Origin of the sequence: Polaribacter sp. Asnod6-C07 (assembly GCF_045063625.1) — a bacterium.
GTDB lineage: Bacteria > Bacteroidota > Bacteroidia > Flavobacteriales > Flavobacteriaceae > Polaribacter > Polaribacter vadi_A.
Genome location: NZ_JBEFOF010000005.1, coordinates 2694400 through 2718080, shown reverse-complemented (window position 1 = coordinate 2718080; position 23681 = coordinate 2694400). Strand labels below are relative to the sequence as shown.

The following is a 23681-nucleotide window of genomic DNA, read 5'->3' as shown; positions in this document are numbered from 1 at the left end:
TAGTATACTAACCAAATTTACAAAAAAAACCAACATCTTTTTTAGATGTTGGTCTTAATTTTTTGTTTAGAATTTGTTAAAAAACTATAAGCTATTTACTTTTTCTACTAAGTTTTTAGCTTCTGTTTCTAATTCTTGATTAATTGCTTTATAATGTGCTTTTTTGTTTTCTACACCTTTAGCATTTACTTTTGCAATTAAATTATCAAAAGTCTCAATTGCTTCATCAATAATTTCATCACCTTTTTTAGATTCGTTTTTTAAAATAGACACATCTAAAGTGTATTCTATAACGTCACCTAATACGTAATTGATATCTTTTTTTAAGTTTTTTATACTTGCCATTACTTATTGTTTTAAAAGTGCAAATTTAGTTGTTTTTATCTAATTGGCTTTGATATTCTTTAAAAAATAAACCAAGATGATAACCATCTACCAAAGCATGGTTTACTGTAATAGCAACTGGCATTTTTAGTGTATTGCCAACTTTAAAAGTTTTTCCAAAAGCTAACCTAGGTATACTATCGTCTTTTAAACCTGCATTTGGCTCTATTTGGCTAGTAAAAGAAAACCATGGTAATGCAGAACAATAAATACATTCATCAGAATTTATTAGTGGAAACAAATCTTCTGAATTTAAAATCCGTTCTTTTTCTTTTAAAAAATTCTGATTAAAAACAGCAATTTCATCAGCAAAATGAATAAAAGAAAACCCAAAAGTATGATCTTTTCTGGCAATTGTTGCAGAAGCATGAATTACATCTATAATTGCAACTTTATCATCTTTAATTCTATATTTAAAATTATCTATAGTATTTAATGCTTTTAAACAAGCATGTAAATAATATACAAAAAAAGAGATTTTTTCTTCTTTTGATTTTTGATAAGCCAGAGTTACATCAACATTAACAGTTACACCATAAAAAGGGTTTTGTAAACTTTTAAAATGATTAAAATGTAATTTCCTATTCCAATTTTCAATATCTAAATACTTCATAAAAAGTTCACTATTTCTTTAATGCTTGATAAGGTTTTATAAGTAACATCAGATTTTTCATTATCATTTACTTCTTCATGAACCCAAGTTGTGTGAAATGGAATATGAACTGCAGATGCACCAATGCTAATTAGTGGTAAAACATCCGATTTTAAAGAATTACCTATCATTAATAATTCTGAAGGTTTAATGTCTAAGTGTTTAATTAATTTTATATAGTCTTTTTCTTTCTTATCGCTCATTACTTCTATATGATGAAAATATTTAAGTAAATTCGATTTTTCTAACTTACGTTCTTGGTCTAATAAATCTCCTTTAGTAGCAACAATTAATTTGTATTTACCTTGTAAACTTTTTAGTACCTCTTCTACCCCATCTAATAGTTCAATTGGTTTTTCTAGCATTTCTTTACCAATGTTTAAAATGCTTTCAATTGTTTTTTGAGAAACTTGATAATTAGACAATTCTAAAGCAGATTCTACCATAGAGAGTACAAAACCTTTAATTCCATAACCATATAAATAAAGGTTATCTATTTCTTTTTTAAAGAGTTCTTGATCTATTTTATTCTCGGTTTCATATTTCGATAATAGTTTTGCAAATTGATGTTCTGCATCTCTAAAATAAGTTTCATTAACCCATAAAGTGTCATCTGCATCAAAGGCAATTACTTTAATATTTTTACTCATTGTTATCCAAAATTTTAATTGCTTTTTCTAAATCTTCAGGTGTATCAATTCCAACAGATTCAATAGAAGTTTCTACCATTTTTATTTTTTTACCAATTTCTTGATAACGAATTGCTTCAATTTTTTCTGCAGCTTCTAAAGGTGTAATTGGTGTATTATAAAAATCAATTAAAGCTTGTTTTCTAAACGCATAAACCCCTTTATGTTTGTAATATTTCACATTAATAGTAGTATCTCTATGATAAGGAATTACACTTCTAGAAAAGTAAATTGCCATATTATTAACGTCAGTAATCACCTTAACATTATTAGGGTTTTCAACCTCTAATTTATCTTTAATTTCAACTTTTAACGATGCTAAATCTACCTTTTTGTTTACATCATCTTTAAAAACTTGAATTAATTTTGTTAAAGAAACAGCATCAATAAACGGTTCATCTCCTTGTACATTTATTACAATATCTACATCAATATCTGCAACAGCTTCAGCAATTCTATCAGAACCACATTCATGTTCTTTTTTACTCATTATTACTTTTCCTTCTGCATTTTCTATCGTTTTAAAAATAACATCAGAATCTGTAACAACATAAACCTCATCAAATAAATTAGTATTTAATGCAGCTTCATACGTTCTTAAAATTACTGGTTTACCTGCTAAATCTTTCATTAATTTACCTGGAAAACGAGATGCACTGTAACGTGCAGGAATCATTGCAATTACTTTCATAAAATTATGTTTACAAGTTTTATTAACCTTGTATTTATCCGTACAAATTTAAGACTAAAAGAATTAATCTGAAATAACCAGAAATAATAAACTTTAAAATATCATTTTTTTTATTAATAAGATTATTTATGGATAAATTTCCTGTTATTTTAACAACTTAAATTCTGTTAATTACAATATAAGGCATCCGTTTTTTATAAAAAAAATAAAAAGTATGATTGATACTTTACAAAGTTTACTTAATTTTATATTATAATTTTTAACTAAATTCTAAATTGAAAAAAATAACTGTTTTCATTTTTTGTTTACTAATTAGCTCTAGTATTTTTAGTAAACAAAGAACTTTATATGTTGATGATTTTGTAAATATTATTGGTAGTCCAGGCAAAGAAAACAGATTATTATTATTTGCAAAAAAGAATAATTTTAAAACACTTATTTTATATCAATTAAATAAAGTTGATAAAAAATGGACACTTTCTGACCCAAGAAAAAATAATATTCTAGCAGAATTTATAGTCAAAGCAAAAACTGAGTTTAGTATAAATAGCATTGGTGCTTCTGGTGAATGTGCTTCATTTTTTACGAACACAATAGACCCCTATAACAATTCTAGAAATAAAGCTGAAGAAAAGTTTGACATTTATAATCTTGAGTATGAATATTGGTCTAAAAATGCTTCTGGCGAAAATGGTTATTATTGTGTAAATTATTTGAACGACAACTCCATACCTTGTAACAGAACTGGCTCTTATAATTTTTTTATTGATAATTTAAAAGAACTAAAAAACCTCTCTAAAAACAACATACATAACATTAAAATTGAAGCTTATTTAAACTATTATTCTCAAAAGGAACTGAGTAATATTGTAAAATATTGCGATCGATTAATTATACAAACCTCAGGTAAAAACCCAAGAAATTCTTTTGTTTCAGCTAAAAAAAGCTTAGCTCACTTGTCTAAAATTAATAGTAAAGTTAAAACCTCAATTTTATATTCTACACGTATGAATCATATGGGATTTTGGTTTAAATCTAATAGTTTAGAAAGTAGTGAAAAGGACTTTTTTAATTTAATGGATGTAAACAATACAGACCAATCTAAAAACATAAATTTAGATGGTTTTAGCTATCATACCTATTCATTTTTAGAGAAATCTATCAGTTATTATTCTTATACTAGAAATTAATTTATCAATATATTCTCTTCAACTATTTCTATATCAATTTTTTAAAACTACTTTTTAAAACCAACTTTTTTATAAGAATTATAGTAACAATCTTTGTCTTTTAAAAAAAAGTTGTACTATTGTACTTTATAAAATCCCTTAAATCCCCTTTAAGTATGAAATGGAAATTCCCTAAATTTCTAGTAATTACGTTATTTGTTATATTCAATAGTTACGGATCTCACAGAATCTTATATGTAGATCAGTTTTTCCATATTCTTGGAAATGAGCAAAAAGAAAACGACTTATTAGAGTTCACTGTTCAAAATGGTTTCGACAAAATTATTCTTTATGATTTGCACAAAATCAACAAAGTATACCCACTTGCTGATGAAAGAAAAAACAGCATTTTAGCCAGATTTATTTTTAAAGCAAAAATTAATTATGGTTTAGAAGGTGTTGGTGGCTCTGGAGAAAGTGCTGAGTTTTTTGTTGATGCTATTCATGCATACAACATGTCTAGGATTAACCCAATAGAACGATTTGACACTTACAACTTAGAATATGAATATTGGAAAAAAGATGCCAATAAAAATGGCGGTTATTATTGTGAAAACTATCTCAAAAAAAACGGAGAAGCTTGTAATAGAAAAACCACTTTTAACTTCTTTTTAAAATCTTTAGCTAAGATGAAAGAATTGGCTAAAGAAAATAGTCATAAAGTTACTGTGGAAGCTTATGTTGGTAAATATTACAAACACGAAATTGAAAAAATTTCTAGATATGTAGATAGATTACTTGTGCATGTTTATGTTACAGACCCAAAAAACGGATTTAATTCTGCAAGTAAAAGGTTAGAATATTTAAGTGATGTAAAAAATATGCCTAAAATTTCTATTATTTATTCATCAGAAACCATGTTTATGGGTGGTTGGTTAAAATTCAACTCAATTAAACAAGGTGAAAGAATTTTTATAGATAGTATGCAAAAAAATAATAAAGGTCTATTAAGTAAAATTAATTTTACAAACTTTACTTATTACAACTACAATAAGCTAGCTAAATCTATTAAATATTATAATAGTATAAATGGAAGTTTTGATAAATTTGATAAAAATGAAAATATTTTAGCCTCTAATTAACCTTAAATTAATCTCCAGAATAACTCACAAAATTTCTTGGAGTTTCATAAAGAGTTATTTTTAAATCTAAATTTTCAGGTAGATGTTTTCTTAATTTATTATAAGTTACAACGCAAATATTTTCTGCTGTTGGGTTTAAATTCTTAAACTCAACAACTTCTATATTTAAATTTTTATGATCAAAAGCATCTTCAATTTCAGATTTTATTAAATCTTTTAAAACACCTAAATCGTAAACATAACCAGTTATTGGATCTATTTCACCTGTTAAAGAAACAATTAATTCGTAATTATGCCCATGAAAGTTTGGGTTACTACATTTGCTAAAAATCTCAAAGTTTTTTTCGTCAGACCAATCTTTACAATATAATCTATGAGCTGCATTAAAATGAGCTTTTCTATGAACAGTAACTTTAGGCATTTGTTAATTTTTGATAAGATTCTTTAAAAATTATTTTAAACCATTCTGTATAAACATCAGGATTCTTTTTAATGTCAGCCTTAACATCATCTAATTGCATCCATTTATAATCCTCCACTTCATCTTTATTAATTTCTGGCTTGTCATTATAACTACCAATCATTACATGATCTAGTTCGTGTTCTGTTAAGCCATTATCAAAAGGTGCTTTATAAACAAAAGAAAAAATCTCTTTTAAATCGGCTGTAAACCCCATTTCTTCTTGCAATCTTCTTCTACCAGCTTCTACATTACTTTCTCCATCTCTTTGATGAGAACAACAAGTATTTGTCCATAATAATGGCGAATGATATTTATGTGCTGCTCTCTGTTGTAACATTAACTCACCTTTATCATTAAAAATAAATACAGAAAAAGCCCTATGTAAAATCGCCTTTTCATGAGCTTCCATTTTAGGCATTAAACCTAATTGTTTATCATTCTCATCAACTAAAACTACCAATTCTTCCATATTTACAAAGATAATATATCAAAATAGTATAAGAAGCTAAAATTTTAATAAAACCATTAGAATTTTCTATTCTTTTATTTCGATGATTTATATTTGATAAATTAAAACCAATTTTATAGTGAAATTTTTATTTCGAATATTGTTTCTGATTAGCCTAATTTCTTTTTATCAATGTAATTCAAAAAAAGAATCAAAAGTTAAAAAAAACAAAATTGATAAAACAATTAAGCAAAAAGAAGAAGAAAAAATTATTAAACCTTGGGATAGTTTAAATAGCAGCAACACAGAAGCTTTTTTATTAGAATATGGTAAACAAAACCCTGAAACAAGAGTTATCATTAAAACAAAATTTGGTAATATAAAACTTAAACTTTATGAAGATGTACCTGTACATAGAGCCAATTTTATTTTCCTAACAAAAATTAAATATTTTAATACAACTGTTATTTATCGAGTTGCAAAAAACTTTGTAATTCAAGGTGGTAATTCAGATAATATGTACACACAAAAACAGCGTAGAAAATATGGTAATTATTTAATGAAACCCGAATTTAGAAAAAACAGAAAACATAAATACGGTGCTTTAGCTGCAGCTAGACAATGGGAAAACAATCCGAATAAACTTTCTAGCCCATTTGAGTTTTACATGGTGCATAAAAGAAATGGCGCTCATCATTTAGACAATGAACATACTGTTTTTGGTGAAGTTATTTCTGGCTTTGATACCATGGATAAAATATCTAAAGTAAAAGTAGGTGTTGATGAGTGGCCTATAAACGATATTCAAATGACTATCGAAATTTTAGAATAAGATTTTAGCCAATTATAATTATCTTAACATTTACAAACTTAAAAAAGAACATCAATTATCTAATTTTACATCTAATAAATTATAATATCATGAAAAAAATATTTTTAGCATTAACGTTATTCTCAATTTTATCAATAGGTGCTCAAAATAAGTGGAAAATAGACAAAACACATACATCTATTCGTTTTGAAATAGGTCATATGGTAATATCAGAAGTAGAGGGGAAATTTAGTGAGTTTGAAGGAGAAATCTCTTCTTCTAAAAATGATGATTTTTCAGATGTAAATATTCTTTTTACAATCAACTTAAAAAGTGTAGATACCAATGATGAAAAAAGAGATAATCATTTACAACAAGCAGATTTTTTCAACACTAAAATGCATCCTAAAATGACTTTTAAAAGTACTTCTGTTCAAAAAACATCTGTTAAAGAATATATAGTAAAAGGAAATTTAACTTTACGAGGTATTACGAAAGAAATTACGTTAAACATAACTCATAATGGAACTATAAAAGACCCTTTTGGAAGTGATGCTAGAGCTGGATTAAAGATTGAAGGAAAAATAAATAGAGAAGATTTTGGGATTAAATATAACAAAGCAATGATTGGAGAGATAATCACATTTCATTGTAAAACCGAATTGACTAGATAAAAAAAGTTTTTATATAGTACATTTATCAATTAAAAATGAGTAAAATAGGCAACCTTCTATTTTGCTCACTTTTTTTTTAAAACCTATCTTTGCACCTCAAATTTTGTAGATGAGTTTTTTAGAAGAAATAGCACGTAGAAGAACATTTGGTATCATTTCGCATCCAGATGCTGGTAAGACTACATTAACAGAAAAATTATTATTATTTGGTGGTGCCATACAAGAAGCTGGTGCAGTAAAAAATAATAAAATTAAAAAAGGAGCCACTTCCGATTTTATGGAAATTGAGCGACAAAGAGGTATCTCTGTTGCTACTTCTGTTTTGGCATTTATTTATCAAAATAAGAAAATAAATATTTTAGATACTCCTGGTCACAAAGATTTTGCTGAAGACACCTTTAGAACTTTAACTGCTGTAGATAGTGTTATTGTGGTTATTGATGTTGCAAAAGGTGTTGAACCACAAACAGAAAAATTAGTTGAAGTTTGTAGAATGCGTAGCATACCAATGCTGGTTTTTATCAATAAATTAGATAGAGAAGGTAAAGATGCTTTCGATTTGTTAGATGAAGTTGAGCAAAAATTAGGTTTACGAGTTACACCTATGAGTTTCCCTATTGGAATGGGATACGATTTTAAAGGGATTTATAACATTTGGGAAAAGAAATTAAATCTTTTTTCTGGTGATAAAAAACAAACCATTTCAGAAGGTGTTGAGTTTGATGATTTATCTAACCCTGAATTAGACAAAGTTGTCGGAGAAATTGCTGCAGAAACTTTACGAGAAGAAATTGAATTGATTGATGAAGTTTACCCACCTTTTAATCAAGAAGAATATTTAAAAGGAGAATTACAACCTGTATTTTTTGGTTCGGCTTTAAATAATTTTGGAGTTAAAGAATTATTAGATGCATTTATAGAAATTGCACCTTCTCCACAGCCTAAAAAAGCAGAAGAACGTTTAGTAGATTCTAAAGAGAAAAAAATGACAGGTTTTGTGTTTAAAATCCATGCAAATATGGATCCTAAACACAGAGATAGATTGGCTTTTATAAAAGTGGTTTCTGGTACTTTTAAAAGAAACTCACCTTATTTACACGTTAGAAATGGTAAAAAAGTAAAATTCTCTAGCCCGAATGCATTTTTTGCAGAGAAAAAAGAAATTGTAGACGAATCTTTTCCTGGTGATATTGTTGGTATTCACGATACTGGAAATTTTAAAATAGGTGACACTCTTACTGAAGGTGAAGATTTAAATTTTAGAGGAATTCCAAGTTTTTCTCCAGAACATTTTAGATATGTAAACAATGCAGACCCAATGAAATCTAAACAGCTTTACAAAGGTTTAGATCAATTAATGGATGAAGGTGTTGCACAATTATTTATCTTAGAAATGAATGGACGAAGAGTAATTGGTACTGTTGGTGCTTTACAATTTGAAGTTATTCAATATAGATTAGAGCACGAATATGGTGCAAAATGTAATTACGAAAACTTAAGTGTTCATAAAGCTTGTTGGGTAGAACCAGAAGACATAAAAAGTGAAGAATTCAAAGAATTTAAAAGAGTAAAACAACGTTATTTAGCAAAAGACAAACAAGGGCAGCTAGTATTTTTGGCAGATTCTGCTTTTACTATTCAAATGACACAAAGTAAATACCCATCAGTTAAATTACATTTTACAAGTGAATTTAAAAATTAAAGGCATGAAGAAATTCTTTTTTGTATGTATTGTTTTTTTAAGTTTAAATAACATAGCTCAAGAATATAATTTGAATGATATTAAAGGAAAAGAACTTCACAATTCAATTCGTTTAAATTATATTTTAATAGATCAACCAGACTTAGTTTATACTTATGGTGATGGTAGTACATATACTTTAGATCCTAATATGGGCTTTTGGGGATTAAACTACAATATACCATTAAACGATTGGCTGTATACAGGAGCTGGTTTTCATGGAGCAGCTTATGGAGATCAAGGAGGTTTATTTACATTAGGTGTAAATTTGGGTGTAAATTTTCCTATTTATAAAAACTTATCTTTTGATGCCAATGTTCATTTTGGTGGTGGTGGAGGATTTAGAAGTCTGGTAAATGGTGGTGGATTATTATACACAAATGCAGGTTTAAAATACAATGCAAAAGGCTTTTCTTTTGGAGCTCAATATGGTAAAGTAGATTTTTTTACAGGAATACAAGGTGGAGATAATGTTTCGTTTTTTGTAGAAATACCAACTACTTTAAGAACCAGTTCTTATGCAAATGCTCAAAAATCCTTTATTGTTAATAATGATAATAAAGATGAATTCTGGAAAAAACCTGCCGTAAAAAATGTTCAACAAGTTACTTTTGATTATTTTTTTCCAATAGGTTCTTCAAGAAATGATGGTATTGCAGTTTTTAACAATGCAACACCTTTAACACAAACATTAAGCCTTTTAGGTTTCGAATATCAAAGATATTTAACACAAGACACTTTTATTTATGCACATGTAGACGCTATGTATAGTGGTTTAGAAGCTGGTTTTATGGATGTATTTTTTGGTATTGGTAAAAACTTTATTGAAACAAAATACATTAACTTTTTTGCCAAAATGGGAGTTGGTGCTGCAGGTGGTAGAATTTACCCAGAAAATGGATTAACAGTTTATCCAAGTACTGGTTTTGATATTAAACTAACCAAAAATTTTGGAATAAGTGCTCATGGAGGATATCATAGAGCTGTTGGAGGAACTTTCGAAGCTTATACAGCTGGTTTTAGTTTAAAATATTATGGTTTAAGTGGGGGAACTACTGATCCTTTTACCAATAAAAAAACATCAATAATTAAAACAAAAGGTGTTCATATAGGTGTGCAAAATCAATCTTATTTTAAAGTCGCTAAAACTTTTGGAGAACCATTAGATTTACAACTAATTGCCCTAAAAGTAATGTACGATATTAATAAAAGATTTTATATTTCTGGTGAAGCTTCATTTGCTTATGAAGGTGAGTCTGGTGGTTATGCACATGGAATTTTTGGATTGGGAATTCGCAGTAATAAATTTTTAAATAATAAATTTTCTGTATTTGCAGAAACTTCAGTTGGAGTTGCAGGTGGTGCTGGAGTTGATACAGGAGAAGGAATTTTAATAAGACCAACAGCAGGTATTAATTATCATTACAATAGTGATTTATCTTTTCAAGTTTCTGGAGGGCAATATATATCTGCATACGGAAATGTAAACTCAACAAATTTAAACATTGGTTTAACTTATAGTTTATCAATTTTAAATGCTAAAAAATAATTTTATGCTGATTTAATTTCGGCAAAACATCAATAAAAACGATTAAAATTTTAAATAATGAACAACGGAATTTACGCAAAATTTAAAACACCTAAAGGTGATATTTTAGTACAATTAGAACACGAAAAAACGCCTGGAACTGTTGGTAACTTTATTGCTTTGGCAGAAGGTAATTTAGAAAATTCTTCAAAAGCTCAAGGAACTCCTTATTATGATGGATTAAAATTCCACAGAGTAATTCCAGATTTTATGATTCAAGGTGGTTGCCCACAAGGAACAGGAACAGGAAACCCAGGTTATAAATTTGATGATGAATTTCATCCAGATTTAAAACACGATGCTCCTGGAAAATTAGCAATGGCTAACTCTGGGCCAGCTACAAATGGTAGTCAATTTTACATTACCCACGTTCCTACTCCATGGTTAGATGGTAAACACACTGTTTTTGGTTCTGTAATTGAAGGACAAGAAATTGTAGATGCTGTTGCACAAGGTGATGAAATGTCTGTAGAAATTATAAAAGTAGGTGATGAAGCAGAAAATTTTAACGCTGTAGAAGCATTCAGAACTTTTGAAGGTGCTAGAGAAAAACGCGAAGCTGATGCGAAAGCTGCTCAAAAAGAAATGTTAGATAAAGTTGCTGCAGGTTATGATGAAACTGCAAGTGGTTTACGTTATCAAATTTTACAAAAAGGTGAAGGAAAAAAAGCAACGAAAGGAGCTGGTGTTTCTGTACACTATAAAGGACAATTGTTAGATGGTACTGTTTTCGATTCTTCTTATAAGAGAAAACAACCTATAGATTTTAATGTAGGTGTTGGACAAGTAATTTCTGGTTGGGATGAAGGTATTCAATTATTACAAGTTGGGGACAAAGCTCGTTTTGTAATTCCTTCTAATTTAGCATATGGATCTGCAGGAGCTGGAGGAGTTATTCCACCAGATGCAACCCTAATTTTTGATGTTGAATTAATGGATGTTAAATAACAATTCATTACATATAAAAAAATAAGCTTTCGATAATCGAAAGCTTATTTTTTTTATATCATTATTTTTATTAAATTACATACCTAATATAAAAATCTCCCCCCAGATTCTAATATTTACTGGGGTACTTTTTATAATTTTATAAAAATTATGCCAGAAGGTAATATTAAAAAAACTTCTAATAGACTTAAACTACTTTCATTCTATGTAAGCATTGGCACAGCTTGCATGACATTATTTACTACGCTTATTGCGCTTTTTTTTGACCTCAACAATTTAGCTTATTATAGTTTTTTTACTATTTTTTTATATGTTTACTGTGCTTATCTTTCTAGAAATGGTAAATTATTTTTTGCAAGAATACTAATCCTAATACTACTTAATTTAGGAATAACAATTACTGCTTCTTATATGGGTAGAGCAGCTAGTATAGAATATATGTTTCTATATGCTATAGCAATGCCCTTTTCTATGTTTTCTTTTAGAACAGAAAAAATATATGTATATTTATTTTCTTCTTTATCTGGAATATTATGGATACTTCTTGCTATTACAGATTTTAAACTAATTTCAAATACTCAATTAGATATTGATATTGTTAACAGTTTTATATACCCTATTTCTGTAATTGGTACTTTTCTAATGATTATTTTACAGTTAATTTACTTTTCTATTTTAGGAGCAAGATATTATAGCAGAATAGATAATAAAAAACAAGAAGCTTTAGAAGCATCTCAATCAAAATCAAAATTTCTAAGCACCATGAGTCATGAAATTAGAACTCCTTTAAATGCGATTATTGGTCTTTCTCATATTCTTGGAAACAATAATCCTAAAAAAAATCAAATTCAAAATATTGAAGCTTTAAATTTCTCTGGTAAAACCTTACTTAATTTACTTAACAATGTTTTGGACTTTAGTAAAATGCAATCTACAACTATAGAGCTAGATACAATACATACTAATCTTTATAATGACCTTAAACAGATTATAAAAATTCATAAACCTGTTTGCACTAAAAAAGGTATTTTATTGAATTTAGAAATTGATGATAATATACCAGATGTTTGTTTAGATATTGTTCGTTTTAATCAGGTAATAAATAATTTAATATCTAATGCCATAAAGTTTACTGATGAAGGTAGTGTAACATTAATCATAAAAAAGGTTTATCAAAATAAAAATAATATTACCCTTAATATAGAAGTTAAAGACACTGGTATTGGAATTCCGAAAAACAAGCAAGAAACAATTTGGGAAGCTTTTGCTCAAGCATCAAATACAACAAATCGAATATATGGGGGTACAGGTTTAGGGCTACCTATTGTAAAAAGTATAGTTGAAGTTATGGGCTCTAAAGTAGAAATCATTAGTTCAGAAAAAAAAGGAAGTAGATTTATTTTTGATTTGAAATTAAAAGTTTCAGAAAAAATTAAAACTAATGACATTACCAAAAATAATATTCGCTTTTTTGAAAATAAAAAAGTTTTATTAGTTGATGATAACTTAATTAATATTATGGTTGGCAAGCAAATATTGGAGCGTTCTAAATTAAAAGTAGAAGTTGCAAATAATGGATTGGTAGCTGTAAATAAATTAAAACAAGAAGAATTTGATATTATTTTAATGGATATTCAAATGCCTGTAATGGATGGATATACAGCAACAAAAGAAATAAGAGAATTTAATAAAAGTACACCAATTATAGCTCTTTCTGCAAATGTTTTTAGTGAAATAAAAGATAAAATAGAAGATTCTGGGATGAATGGTTTTATATTTAAACCATTTACTCCTGAAGAGTTATTAAACCAATTAGAAGAATTTTTAAGTAATTAAGATGTCTGAAACAGTTAAATTAAAATTTTCAACTAAAAGAATAAAAATAATTTTTACTCTTTCTTTAGTTTGTGCTGCTTTATCTTTTCTATGGGCAGTTATGGTATTTTTCTTTAATATTTATGATTTAAGTTATTTTCTAATTACAGTCTCTTTATTATTTGTTACAGCAGCTCTTCTTTCTAAAAAAGGATTTCCAGGATTTGCACGAATTCTTTTTATTTTACTTTTTAACATATCAATTTCTTATGTTTCGTCTTATTTAGGTAAAGGAGCAAGTGTAGAGTTCTTTTTAATGTTTGCTGTTGGTGTTCCTTTTATTATATTTTCTCACAACAGAGATAAAATTAAAATCTTTATATTTTCTTTAGTTCCAATTTTATTTTGGTTACTTCTTTTCCTAACAGATTTTAATCTTTTTGTTGATGTAAAGTTAAAAAATGCTCTAAAAGTTAGAAATATTGTGTATTATTTTTCAATAACAATAGGCCTACTTTTAGTTGTTTTTCAGCTAATATTTTATTCTTATGGAAATGCAAGAATAAACAAACAAGCGCATTCTAAAAAACAAAAAGCTATTGATGCTTCTAATGCTAAATCTCAATTTTTAAGCACAATGAGTCATGAAATTAGAACTCCATTAAACGCAGTAATTGGCTTATCTCATATATTAGGTGATAATAATCCCAGAAAAGATCAGGTTCAAAATATAGAAGCACTTAATTATTCTGGTAAAATTCTACTCAATTTACTTAACAATGTATTAGATTTTAGCAAAATGGAATCTACAAACATCGAATTAGACAATATCCCTGTTAATCTATATGAAGCTATAAAACAAATAAAAAAAGTTCATGAAGCCTCTTGCTTTAAAAAAGGCTTAACTATGAATTTAGAAATTGATAAAGAAATACCCATTGTCTGGTTAGATATAGTACGTTTTAATCAAGTAATAAATAATTTAGTAGCTAATGCCATTAAATTTACAGAAAAAGGAAGCATAACTCTTAAAATTAAAAACATTAACCAAACAAAAAAAACGATAAATTTATTAACAGAAATAATAGACACAGGTATAGGAATACCTAAAGATAAACAAGAAACAATTTGGGAAGCATTTACGCAAGCTTCTAGCCAAACAAATCGTTTATATGGTGGTACAGGACTGGGTTTACCCATTGTAAAGAGTATAGTAAAAGCTATGGGAGCTAAAGTAAAAATTGATAGTAATTTAAATAAAGGGAGTCGATTTTATTTTGAAATTACTCTAAAAAAAGCATCAGATAAAGAATTAGAAAAAACGAATAAGAAAAAAGCTTATAATTTTAAAGGAAAAAAAGCTTTGCTAGTTGAAGACAATGATTTTAATGTGTTAGTTGGTAAACAAATATTAGAAAAAGTAAATTTACAAGTTCAAATTGCAAGAGATGGATTAACAGCAGTAAATTTAGCTAAAGAAACACATTTTGATATCATTCTGATGGATATTCAAATGCCAATTATGGATGGTTACACTGCCTCTAAAGAAATTAGAAAATTTAATAGTAAAACACCAATTTTAGCACTTTCTGCATCTGTTTTTATGAAAGCAAAAGATAAAATTAAAGAGTGTGGAATGAATGGTTTTATCTACAAACCTTTTGATCCAGATGATTTACTTAATCAAATTCAAGAAGTTACCACAATTCATTAATTTATCTTAAGTTTTTTGTATATTTAGACTTTAGAAAATAAACAATGGCCGATTTCTCCCTAAGGCGTACTCAAATGATATTTACATTATCCTTAATTACTTCTGTAATTAGCTTAGTGTATATTTTTATTGCAATAAGTCTTAAATTAGACAATTTAGTATCTCTACATTTAATTTGCATTTCCTTTTATTTATTATGTGCATACTTCTCTAAAAAAGGAAACTTAATAGAATCTAGAATAATTTACCTTATTATTATTAATATTGGTATTGTTACCTCTTCTTCTTACGTTGGTCAAGAAGGTGGTATGGAATTTATGTTTATGTATTCTATGTGTTTACCTTTTATGATCTTTTCTTTTAACAGAGAAAAAATTTTCATATTTCTTTTCTCATTATTAGCTATAATTCTTTGGGCCTCTCTTTACATTACAGATTTTAATATAATTGTAAACTCTAAAATTGATATAGAAAAAGCAACAAAATTTATTTATCCAGTATCAATAATAATGACTTTATTTTTGGTAACTTTTCAATTATTCTATTACTCTCATTTAAATTTTAAAAACTTTTCTTCTATTCATAATTATAGAGAAGATGCTATTGAAGCTTCTAATGCCAAGTCTAACTTTTTAAGTACAATGAGTCATGAAATTAGAACACCTCTAAATGCGGTAATTGGTCTTTCTCATATTTTAGGTGATAATAACCCTAGAAAAGATCAAGTACAAAACATAGAAGCACTTAATTATTCTGGTAAAATTTTATTAAACCTTCTAAATAATGTTTTAGATTTCAGTAAAATGCAATCCACAAAAATTCAACTAGATAACATTCCTACCAATCTTTCTTCTGCAACAAAACAAATAAAAAAAATTCATGAAACCTCTTGTCTAAAAAAAGGAATTACTATGAATTTAGAGGTTGATGATAACATACCCAATGTTTGGTTAGATATTGTTCGTTTTAACCAAGTAATAAACAACTTAGTAACTAATGCTATAAAATTTACAGATAAAGGTAGTGTTACTTTAAGGATAAAAAAACAGCAAGAGACAGAAGATAATTTAACATTACTAACAGAAGTTATAGACACAGGTATAGGAATACCAAAAGATAAACAAGATACAATTTGGGAAGCTTTTACCCAAGCATCAAGCTCTACAAATCGTTTATATGGAGGTACTGGTTTAGGTTTGCCTATTGTAAAAAGCATTATACAATCAATGAATTCTGATGTTAAGATTGATAGTTTAATAGGCAAAGGAAGCCGCTTTTATTTTAATTTGGATTTAAAAATTGCATCAGAAAAAGAATTTTTAAAAACTACAGAAAAAAAAGAACATAATTTTGATGGTAAAAGAATTTTATTAGTTGAAGACAACTTAATTAATGTTATGGTTGCCAAACAAATATTAGAAAAAGCGAAACTAAAAGTAGATGTTGCTAATGATGGTTTAACTGCAGTTAATAAAGTAAAAGAAAACCATTATGATACTATTCTAATGGACATTCAAATGCCAATTATGGATGGTTATACAGCATCTATAGAAATTAGAAAATTTAATAGTGATATACCTATTTTAGCCCTATCTGCTTCTGTATTTATGGAAGTTAAAGACAAAATAAATGAAAGCGGAATGAACGGTTTTATTTTTAAACCTTTTGAACCTCAAGACCTTTTAAATCAAATAGAAGACAAAATAAATAGTTAATTTTAATATGCAAAAAACATATTCTCAAAGAAGAATAAATCTATTATTTACACTAGCATTAATACATGCTGGTCTTTCCTTGCTTACTGTTTTTATTGCAAACGCTTTCGACTTTTCATGGTTAAGAAATTATAATATTTTTAATATAATACTTTATTTAGTAGTAGCTTATTATTCTAAAAAAGGGTTATTTAAATATGCTAGAATCATTTACTTAATAGCTAGTAATTTTGGTATAGGAATTATTGCATCTCATGTAGGTAAATATGGTAGTATAGAGTTTATTTACATGTTTAATATTGGCTTACCATTTATCATTTTTTCATTTAGAAGAGAGCGCATATTGGTTTTAATATTTACATTAATACCTCTTATACTTTGGACATTGCTTTTTATCACTGATTTTAATCTTTTTGCAATTAGAAAATTAGACCCAACAATTGCCAAGGAATTTATTTATCCAATTTCTGTTGCTAGCGCTATTAGTTTAGTTATTTTTCAATTAATTTATTTTTTAATTCTAAATACCAAATATTTCAAAAGGATAGATAATAAAAAAATCGAAGCCATTGAAGCATCAAATGCAAAATCTGATTTTTTAAGTACAATGAGTCATGAAATTAGAACACCTTTAAATGCTGTTATTGGTCTTTCGCATATTTTAGGTGATAACGATCCCAGAAAAGATCAAATCCAAAATATTGAAGCACTTAATTATTCTGGTAAAATATTATTAAACTTATTAAATAATGTATTAGATTTCAGTAAGATGCAGTCTACAACTATTGAGTTAGACAATATTCCTACTAATTTAGTTACAGCAACAAAACAAATTAAAAAAATTCATGAAGCTTCTTGTTTAAAAAAGGGAATTACCATGAACTTAGAAGTTGATGAAAATATACCTGTAGTTTGGTTAGATATTGTTCGTTTTAATCAGGTTATTAACAACTTAGTTACTAATGCTATAAAATTTACAGATAAAGGGAGTGTTTCTTTAAGAATTAAAAAATTAGACAAAAATCTAAAAGGTAAAATTACACTACTTACAGAAATTATTGATACAGGAATTGGAATACCAAAAGATAAACAAGAAACTATTTGGGAAGCTTTTACACAAGCTTCTACAAATACAAATCGTTTATATGGAGGTACAGGACTTGGGTTACCAATTGTAAAAAGCATAGTTAATACTATGGATTCAGAAGTAAAAATAGATAGTATTATTGGTAAAGGAAGTCGTTTCTATTTTGAAGTAGATTTAGATATTGCATCGCAAAAAGAACTTAAAAAAACCACTGAAAAGAAAACTTACAACTTTAAAGGTAAAAAAGTTTTACTTGTAGAAGACAACCTGATTAATGTTATGGTTGGTAAGCAGATTCTTGAAAAAGCTAATTTAAATGTAGAAGTAGCTAATGATGGTTTAATTGCTGTTCAAAAATTAAGAAATAATAGTTACGATGTTGTTTTAATGGATATACAGATGCCTGTTATGGATGGTTATACCTCAACTATAGAAATCAGAAAATTTAATAAAATAATACCAATTCTAGCCCTTTCAGCTTCCGTATTTATGGAAGTGAAGGACAAAATTGATGAATGTGGTATGAATGGTTTTATCTTTAAACCTTTTGATCCACAAGATTTGTTAGATCAAATTCAAGAAGCTATAAAAAAGTAGCTACTACATCATTGAAGCAGCTATCTTTTTATAAGTTCCGTTTTCTAAGTTTTCTCTAATTGCAGAAAATGCAATAATAGTTTCGTCTATATCTTCTTGAGTATGTGTTGCTGTTGGTATTAATCTTAAAATAATTAACCCTTTAGGAATTACAGGATACACAACTATAGAACAAAAGATTCCATGATTTTCTCTTAAATCATTAACCATAGCCATAGCTTCTGGTATATCTCCTTTTAAGAATACAGGTGTTATACAAGTTTGAGTAGTTCCTAAATCGAAACCTGCATTTCGTAAACCAGTTTGTAAGGCATTTGTGTTTTCCCACAATTTATCCTTTAATTCTGGCATTGTTCTAATCATATCCAAACGTTTTAATGCACCTTTAACCATTGCCATTGGTAAAGATTTAGCAAACATTTGAGAACGTAAATTATATTGTAAAAACTGTATTACATCTTTATCACCTGCTAAAAATGCACCAATACCAGCCATAGATTTTGCAAACGTCGCAAAATAAACATCTATATCATCTTGTACTCCTTGTTCAAAACCAGTTCCTCTACCTCCATCTCCAAGAGTTCCAAAACCATGAGCATCATCTACTAAAAGTCTAAAATTATATTCTTTTTTAAATGCTATAATTTCTTTTAAACGTCCTTGTTCTCCACGCATACCAAAAACTCCTTCAGAAATCACTAAAATTCCTCCTCCAGATTTTTCTGCAACTCTTGCTGCACGTTTAATGTTTTTCTCAAAACTTTCCATGTCATTGTGCCTGTATACAAAACGTTTACCAGCATGCAAACGAACACCATCTATGATACATGCATGTGTATCCATATCATAAACAATAACATCATTTTTTGTAACCAAAGCGTCTATTGCAGACATTATACCTTGATAACCGAAATTTAATAAATATGCTTTTTCTTTATCTACAAACTCAGCACATTCACGTTCTAATTGTTCATGTAAAGGTGTATGTCCAGACATCATTCTTGCTCCCATTGGATAAGCCATTCCATGTTCTAAAGCTGCTTCTCCATCAACTTTTAAAACTTCTGGATGATTTGCTAAACCTAAGTAATCATTAATACTCCATGTAACAACTTTTTTACCATTAAAAGACATTCTATTAGAGATTGGTCCTTCTAATTTAGGAAAAACATAATATCCTTCTGCTTGGTCTGCCCATTTTCCTAAAGGTCCTTTATCTTGTACAATTCTATCAAATAAATCTTTCGTCATTTTCTGTATTTTTGATTTTCTTACGTAGTGCAAATTAACCGCTTTTTTCGCAGTTTATCAAATTGTTAAGAAAATCTATGTTTTTATATAAATCCTTGTTCTTTCATCCAAGAATCATTGTAAATTTTGTTCATATATCTAGAACCATGATCTGGGAATATTAATACTACAACACTATCTTTATTAAAATAATCTTGTTTTTCATATTGTCTAGCAGCTTGTAAAACTGCTCCACAAGTATAGCCACAAAAAATACCTTCTTTTTTTACAATTTCTCTTGCTGCAAAAGCGGCTTCTTTGTCACTTACTTTTTCGTAAATATCGATAACATCAAAATTCGTTGCAGTCGGAATTAGATTTTTACCTAAACCTTCAATTTTATAAGGAGACACTTCATTTAAATCTAACTGACCTGTTTCATGGTATTTCTTTAAAACAGAACCAATTGCATCTACACCTAACACCTTTATATTAGGGTTTTGCTCTTTTAAATATTTACCTGTTCCAGAAATTGTACCTCCTGTTCCACTTGCTACTACTAAGTGTGTTATTTTACCTTCTGTTTGTTTCCAAATTTCTGGACCTGTAGTTCTGTAATGTGCATCAATATTTAATTCATTAAAATATTGATTAATATATACAGAGTTTGGTGTTTTTTTATGAATACTTTTAGCAACTTCATAATAAGATCTTGGGTCTGCTGCAGGAACATTTGCTGGGCAAACATGTACCTCTGCTCCCATTGTTTTAAGTAAATCTATTTTATCTTGAGATGATTTATCTGATACTGCTAAAATACATTTATAGCCTTTTACCAAACCAATCATTGCTAAACTATAACCAGTATTACCAGAAGTCGTCTCAACAATAGTTGCTCCTTTTTTTAGTATTCCCTTTTTTTCTGCATTTTCTACGATGTGAAGCGCAATTCTGTCTTTTTGGGATAATCCAGGATTAAATGCCTCTAATTTAGCATAGTAACTACCTTTTAATTTTTTAGTTATTCTTTGAAGTTTTACCATAGGTGTTTCTCCAACTAATTCTAAAATAGTATTGCTAATTCCTTGATTTCTAATCATTTTAACATTTAAAAAAGTAAAACATCCTTAGAATTTAAACGAAAAACATATCTTTTAGTAATTATTAGATTGTTACTTTTCGTTAGTTGATGTTTAATTTTTAATAAGCCACAAAAATACGCAACCTTATTGAATTATAAAATTGATTTTAAACCTTAATTACTTAGATTTCTAATTTATTTTCTAAAGCTAAAAAGAAAGTGTAATCTTTTGCGGTTTCTTTTAAAGCTTCGAACCTACCAGATGCACCTCCATGACCTGCTTCCAAATTAGTATGTAACATCAATAAATTATTATCGGTTTTTAACTCTCTTAATTTTGCAATCCATTTTGCTGGCTCCCAATATTGTACTTGAGAATCGTGAAAACCTGTGGTAATTAGCATATTTGGGTAATCTTTAGCTTCTACTTGGTCATAAGGAGAATACGATTTTATATAATCGTAATATTCCTTTTCATTTGGGTTTCCCCATTCATCATACTCACCTGTTGTTAAAGGTATACTATCATCTAACATTGTAGAAATTACATCAACAAAAGGTACAGCTGCAATAATTCCATTATACAATTCTGGATTCATGTTTACAATTGCTCCCATTAATAATCCTCCTGCAGAGCCACCCATTGCATATAGATGCTTGGCTGATGTGTATTTTTGGTCGATTAAAAATTTAGAACAATCTATAAAATCGTAAAAAGTATTTTTCTTGTTTAACATTTTACCATCATCATACCAATTTCGTCCTAAATATTCGCTACCTCTAATATGTGCTAATGCATACACAAAACCTCTATCTAATAAACTTAAACGTGTTGTAGAAAAACTATCAGGAATTGTATAGCCATAAGAACCATAAGCATATTGTAAAAGTGGTGTATTTTCGTTTAGCTTGGTATCTTTATGATAAACTAATGAAATAGCTACTTTTTTTCCATCTCTGGCTGTTGCCCAAATTCTTTCACTTTTGTAGTTTTCTTTTTTAAACTTACCTCCTAAAACTTCTTGCTCTTTTTTAATATTTTTAGATTTATCATCCATATTAAAATCGATTACAGAGCTAGGAGTTGTAAACGAATTGTATGAATAACGAATTACATCTGTATCAAATTCTGGATTACCATACACATTTGCAGAATAGGTTTCTTCATCAAAAGGCAAATAATAATCTTCGGTTTCGTCCCAACGTTTTATTCTTATTTTATTTAAACCATTGGTACGTTCTTCAAGAACCAAATAGTCTTTAAAAATTGAAAAATCTTCTAATAAAGTATCTTCTCTATGAGGAATTACATCTACCCAATTTTCTTTTGATGTTTTAGCAACCGAAGTTTTCATCAATTTAAAATTGGTAGCATTGTCTTTATTCGTTAATAAGTAAAAATGATCTTTGTAATGCGCTACATTATATTCTAAATCTTTTTCTCTTTCCTGTAGCATTGTAAATTCTCCTGTAGGATTATCTGCATCCAGATATTGTGCTTCAGTAGAAAGTGTACTGTAAGAACCAATTATAATGTATTTTTCTGATTTAGATTTGGTAACATAAGTACCAAAAGTTTCGTCTTTTTCATGATAAACCTCTACATCCTCTGATGTTGGTGTACCTAAAACGTGTCTAAAAATCTTCTCACTTCTTAAAGTTACAGGATTCTTCTTAGTGTAAAAAAACGTTTTATTATCATTTGCCCAAACAGAACCACCTGTAGTATTGTCTATAATATCTTTATAAATCTCACCTGTTTCTAGGTTTTTAATTCTTAAAAAATATTGTCTTCTACTTACTGTATCTGTTGCAAAAACAGCCAATTTATTATCCGAAGAAATATTTAAACCACCTAATTGATAATAATCGAAACCTTTTGCAAATTCATTTACATTAAAAATAACTTGCTCCTCTGCATTTAAATCTCCTTTTTTTCTTGAGTAAATTGGGTATTGACTCCCAATTTCAAAACGTGTTATATAATAATAACCGTTCTTTTTATAAGGCACAGAAGAATCGTCTTCTTTAATTCTGCCTTTCATCTCTTCAAATAATTCTTCTTGAAAAGTTTTAGAAAAATCGGTTATTTTATCATAATAGGTATTTTCTGCTTCTAAATACTCAATTACTTTTTGAGTTTGTTCATCTTTTACTTCCGATAATTTTTGTTCATCAGACAAACGCATCCAAAAATAATTATCTATTCTTACATCATTATGTTTCTCTAATTTTGCGGGTTGTTTTTCTGCAATGGGTTGTTTTGCATCTGAACTTTTCATCATTTTATCATATTTTAAAAGCGAAAGCAAAAGTAAGACTTAATATTAAAGTTAAAACTATTATTTCTAGTTTTTGAGTAATTACATTTCTCCACGAATTTGTAAATTTGTTTTTAAAATAACTGAAAAAAAGAAAAATTATGTTTGGAGACTTATCAGGAATGATGGATAAACTAAAAAAAGCGCAAGAAGAAGTAGAAAAAACCAAAGTTAGGTTAGATTCTGTTTTAATTGATGAAACTTCTGCGGATGGTAAAATAAAAGTAACATTAACTGCCAATAGAAACATTAAATCTATTGCCATTGATGATTCTTTACTTTCTGATGCTGAAGAATTAGAAGATTTTTTAATTATCACTTTAAATAAAGCCATTGAAAAGGCTTCTAAAATTAACGAAACTGAAATGGCTGCTGCTGCTAAAAGCGGAATGCCAAACATACCAGGAATGAGATAAACTTAGTTAAAAAATGCACCTAAATTTAGAAGATTATATGTTACCTTGTTTAAGTAAAACCTTTTTTGGTTTAGAATGCTTGGGCTGTGGTTTTCAGAGATCTTTTTTATTATTAATAAATGGTAATTTTATTGATGCTTTTAAGATGTATCCTGCAGTTTACACGCTTATTGGCTTATTTTTATTCATTTTATTAAATTTTAAACTCAAGTTTAAACATTCAAAAAAAATAATTAGTAGATTAGCCTACCTTAATTTATCAATTATGATAATTAATTATCTAATAAAACTCAATTTTTAAATAA

General features: G+C 27.8%; 22 protein-coding genes. 13 read left to right on the top strand and 9 right to left on the bottom strand.

Annotation, left to right across the window (positions count from 1 at the left end; translation table 11 throughout):
- Window positions 1-84: 84 nt before the first annotated feature.
- From ACJJVK_RS11680 to kdsB, 4 genes are read right to left on the bottom strand one after another with little or no spacing between them, the layout of a single operon-like run.
- Window positions 85-345 (bottom strand): hypothetical protein, encoded by a 261-nt coding sequence (locus ACJJVK_RS11680; RefSeq protein WP_215994997.1) that lies wholly within the window; start codon window positions 343-345, stop codon window positions 85-87.
- Between the two features lie 25 nt (window positions 346-370).
- On the bottom strand, window positions 371-997 hold the full coding sequence (locus ACJJVK_RS11675) for a CatA-like O-acetyltransferase (protein WP_405566159.1): 627 nt from the start codon (window positions 995-997) through the stop codon (window positions 371-373).
- Window positions 994-1686: an HAD family hydrolase gene (locus ACJJVK_RS11670; RefSeq protein WP_405566158.1), complete on the bottom strand. Its 693-nt coding sequence runs from the start codon at window positions 1684-1686 to the stop codon at window positions 994-996. The genes ACJJVK_RS11675 and ACJJVK_RS11670 overlap by 4 nt, the downstream gene beginning before the upstream one ends.
- Window positions 1679-2416, bottom strand: coding sequence for a 3-deoxy-manno-octulosonate cytidylyltransferase (kdsB, locus tag ACJJVK_RS11665; RefSeq protein WP_215994994.1), 738 nt, complete (start codon window positions 2414-2416; stop codon window positions 1679-1681). The genes ACJJVK_RS11670 and kdsB overlap by 8 nt, the downstream gene beginning before the upstream one ends.
- A 275-nt stretch (window positions 2417-2691) precedes the next feature.
- Between kdsB and ACJJVK_RS11660 the strand changes: the two genes are divergently transcribed.
- Complete coding sequence (locus ACJJVK_RS11660) at window positions 2692-3606, top strand: hypothetical protein (protein WP_405566157.1); 915 nt, start codon at window positions 2692-2694, stop codon at window positions 3604-3606.
- 155 nt (window positions 3607-3761) lie between these two features.
- Entirely contained in the window at window positions 3762-4727 is a 966-nt protein-coding gene (locus ACJJVK_RS11655) for a hypothetical protein (protein ID WP_405566156.1), read from the top strand.
- 7 nt (window positions 4728-4734) lie between these two features.
- Here the strand turns inward: ACJJVK_RS11655 and ACJJVK_RS11650 are convergent, their stop codons facing one another.
- Together ACJJVK_RS11650 and idi are read right to left on the bottom strand one after the other, a co-directional pair.
- Complete coding sequence (locus ACJJVK_RS11650; RefSeq protein WP_405566155.1) at window positions 4735-5148, bottom strand: 6-pyruvoyl trahydropterin synthase family protein; 414 nt, start codon at window positions 5146-5148, stop codon at window positions 4735-4737.
- Entirely contained in the window at window positions 5141-5659 is a 519-nt protein-coding gene (gene idi, locus ACJJVK_RS11645; protein WP_405566154.1) for an isopentenyl-diphosphate Delta-isomerase, read from the bottom strand. Before idi ends, ACJJVK_RS11650 begins: the two co-directional genes overlap by 8 nt.
- Window positions 5660-5777: 118 nt before the next feature.
- On the opposite strand from idi, the gene ACJJVK_RS11640 reads away from it, so the two are divergent.
- The 9 genes from ACJJVK_RS11640 (at window position 5778) to ACJJVK_RS11600 (ending at window position 18328) form a co-directional block, all read left to right on the top strand.
- Window positions 5778-6470 (top strand): peptidylprolyl isomerase, encoded by a 693-nt coding sequence (locus tag ACJJVK_RS11640; protein WP_405566153.1) that lies wholly within the window; start codon window positions 5778-5780, stop codon window positions 6468-6470.
- Window positions 6471-6559: 89 nt separating this feature from the next.
- Window positions 6560-7123, top strand: a complete 564-nt coding sequence (locus ACJJVK_RS11635) for a YceI family protein (RefSeq protein WP_405566151.1) — start codon at window positions 6560-6562, stop codon at window positions 7121-7123.
- Window positions 7124-7232: 109 nt separating this feature from the next.
- Window positions 7233-8825, top strand: a complete 1593-nt coding sequence (locus tag ACJJVK_RS11630) for a peptide chain release factor 3 (protein WP_215994987.1) — start codon at window positions 7233-7235, stop codon at window positions 8823-8825.
- A gap of 4 nt (window positions 8826-8829) precedes the next feature.
- Window positions 8830-10413, top strand: coding sequence for a hypothetical protein (locus ACJJVK_RS11625; RefSeq protein ID WP_405566150.1), 1584 nt, complete (start codon window positions 8830-8832; stop codon window positions 10411-10413).
- A gap of 57 nt (window positions 10414-10470) precedes the next feature.
- Window positions 10471-11400, top strand: coding sequence for a peptidylprolyl isomerase (locus tag ACJJVK_RS11620; RefSeq protein ID WP_405566148.1), 930 nt, complete (start codon window positions 10471-10473; stop codon window positions 11398-11400).
- 150 nt (window positions 11401-11550) lie between these two features.
- Window positions 11551-13236: a response regulator gene (locus ACJJVK_RS11615; protein ID WP_405566147.1), complete on the top strand. Its 1686-nt coding sequence runs from the start codon at window positions 11551-11553 to the stop codon at window positions 13234-13236.
- 1 nt (window position 13237) lies between these two features.
- A complete protein-coding gene (locus ACJJVK_RS11610; RefSeq protein WP_405566145.1) occupies window positions 13238-14929 on the top strand; it encodes an ATP-binding protein in 1692 nt (563 codons plus the stop codon).
- A 74-nt stretch (window positions 14930-15003) separates the two neighbouring features.
- Window positions 15004-16644 (top strand): ATP-binding protein, encoded by a 1641-nt coding sequence (locus ACJJVK_RS11605; RefSeq protein ID WP_405566144.1) that lies wholly within the window; start codon window positions 15004-15006, stop codon window positions 16642-16644.
- A gap of 7 nt (window positions 16645-16651) precedes the next feature.
- Window positions 16652-18328: an ATP-binding protein gene (locus tag ACJJVK_RS11600; protein ID WP_405566143.1), complete on the top strand. Its 1677-nt coding sequence runs from the start codon at window positions 16652-16654 to the stop codon at window positions 18326-18328.
- 3 nt (window positions 18329-18331) lie between these two features.
- Here ACJJVK_RS11600 and ACJJVK_RS11595 read toward each other — a convergent pair whose 3' ends face one another.
- From ACJJVK_RS11595 to ACJJVK_RS11585, 3 genes are all read right to left on the bottom strand, one after another.
- Window positions 18332-19579 carry an aminotransferase class I/II-fold pyridoxal phosphate-dependent enzyme gene (locus tag ACJJVK_RS11595; protein WP_405566142.1) on the bottom strand — a complete coding sequence of 416 codons (1248 nt, stop codon included), beginning with the start codon at window positions 19577-19579 and terminating at the stop codon, window positions 18332-18334.
- An 83-nt stretch (window positions 19580-19662) separates the two neighbouring features.
- A complete protein-coding gene (locus ACJJVK_RS11590; RefSeq protein ID WP_405566140.1) occupies window positions 19663-20658 on the bottom strand; it encodes a PLP-dependent cysteine synthase family protein in 996 nt (331 codons plus the stop codon).
- 163 nt (window positions 20659-20821) lie between these two features.
- Window positions 20822-22921, bottom strand: a complete 2100-nt coding sequence (locus tag ACJJVK_RS11585; RefSeq protein WP_405568363.1) for a S9 family peptidase — start codon at window positions 22919-22921, stop codon at window positions 20822-20824.
- A gap of 140 nt (window positions 22922-23061) precedes the next feature.
- Here ACJJVK_RS11585 and ACJJVK_RS11580 point away from each other — a divergent pair, with 140 nt between their 5' ends.
- Window positions 23062-23376, top strand: a complete 315-nt coding sequence (locus ACJJVK_RS11580) for a YbaB/EbfC family nucleoid-associated protein (protein ID WP_215994979.1) — start codon at window positions 23062-23064, stop codon at window positions 23374-23376.
- 13 nt (window positions 23377-23389) lie between these two features.
- The gene (locus ACJJVK_RS11575; protein ID WP_215994978.1) at window positions 23390-23677 is read left to right on the top strand and encodes a DUF2752 domain-containing protein; all 288 of its coding nucleotides are present in this window, start codon (window positions 23390-23392) and stop codon (window positions 23675-23677) included.
- Window positions 23678-23681: the final 4 nt, after the last annotated feature.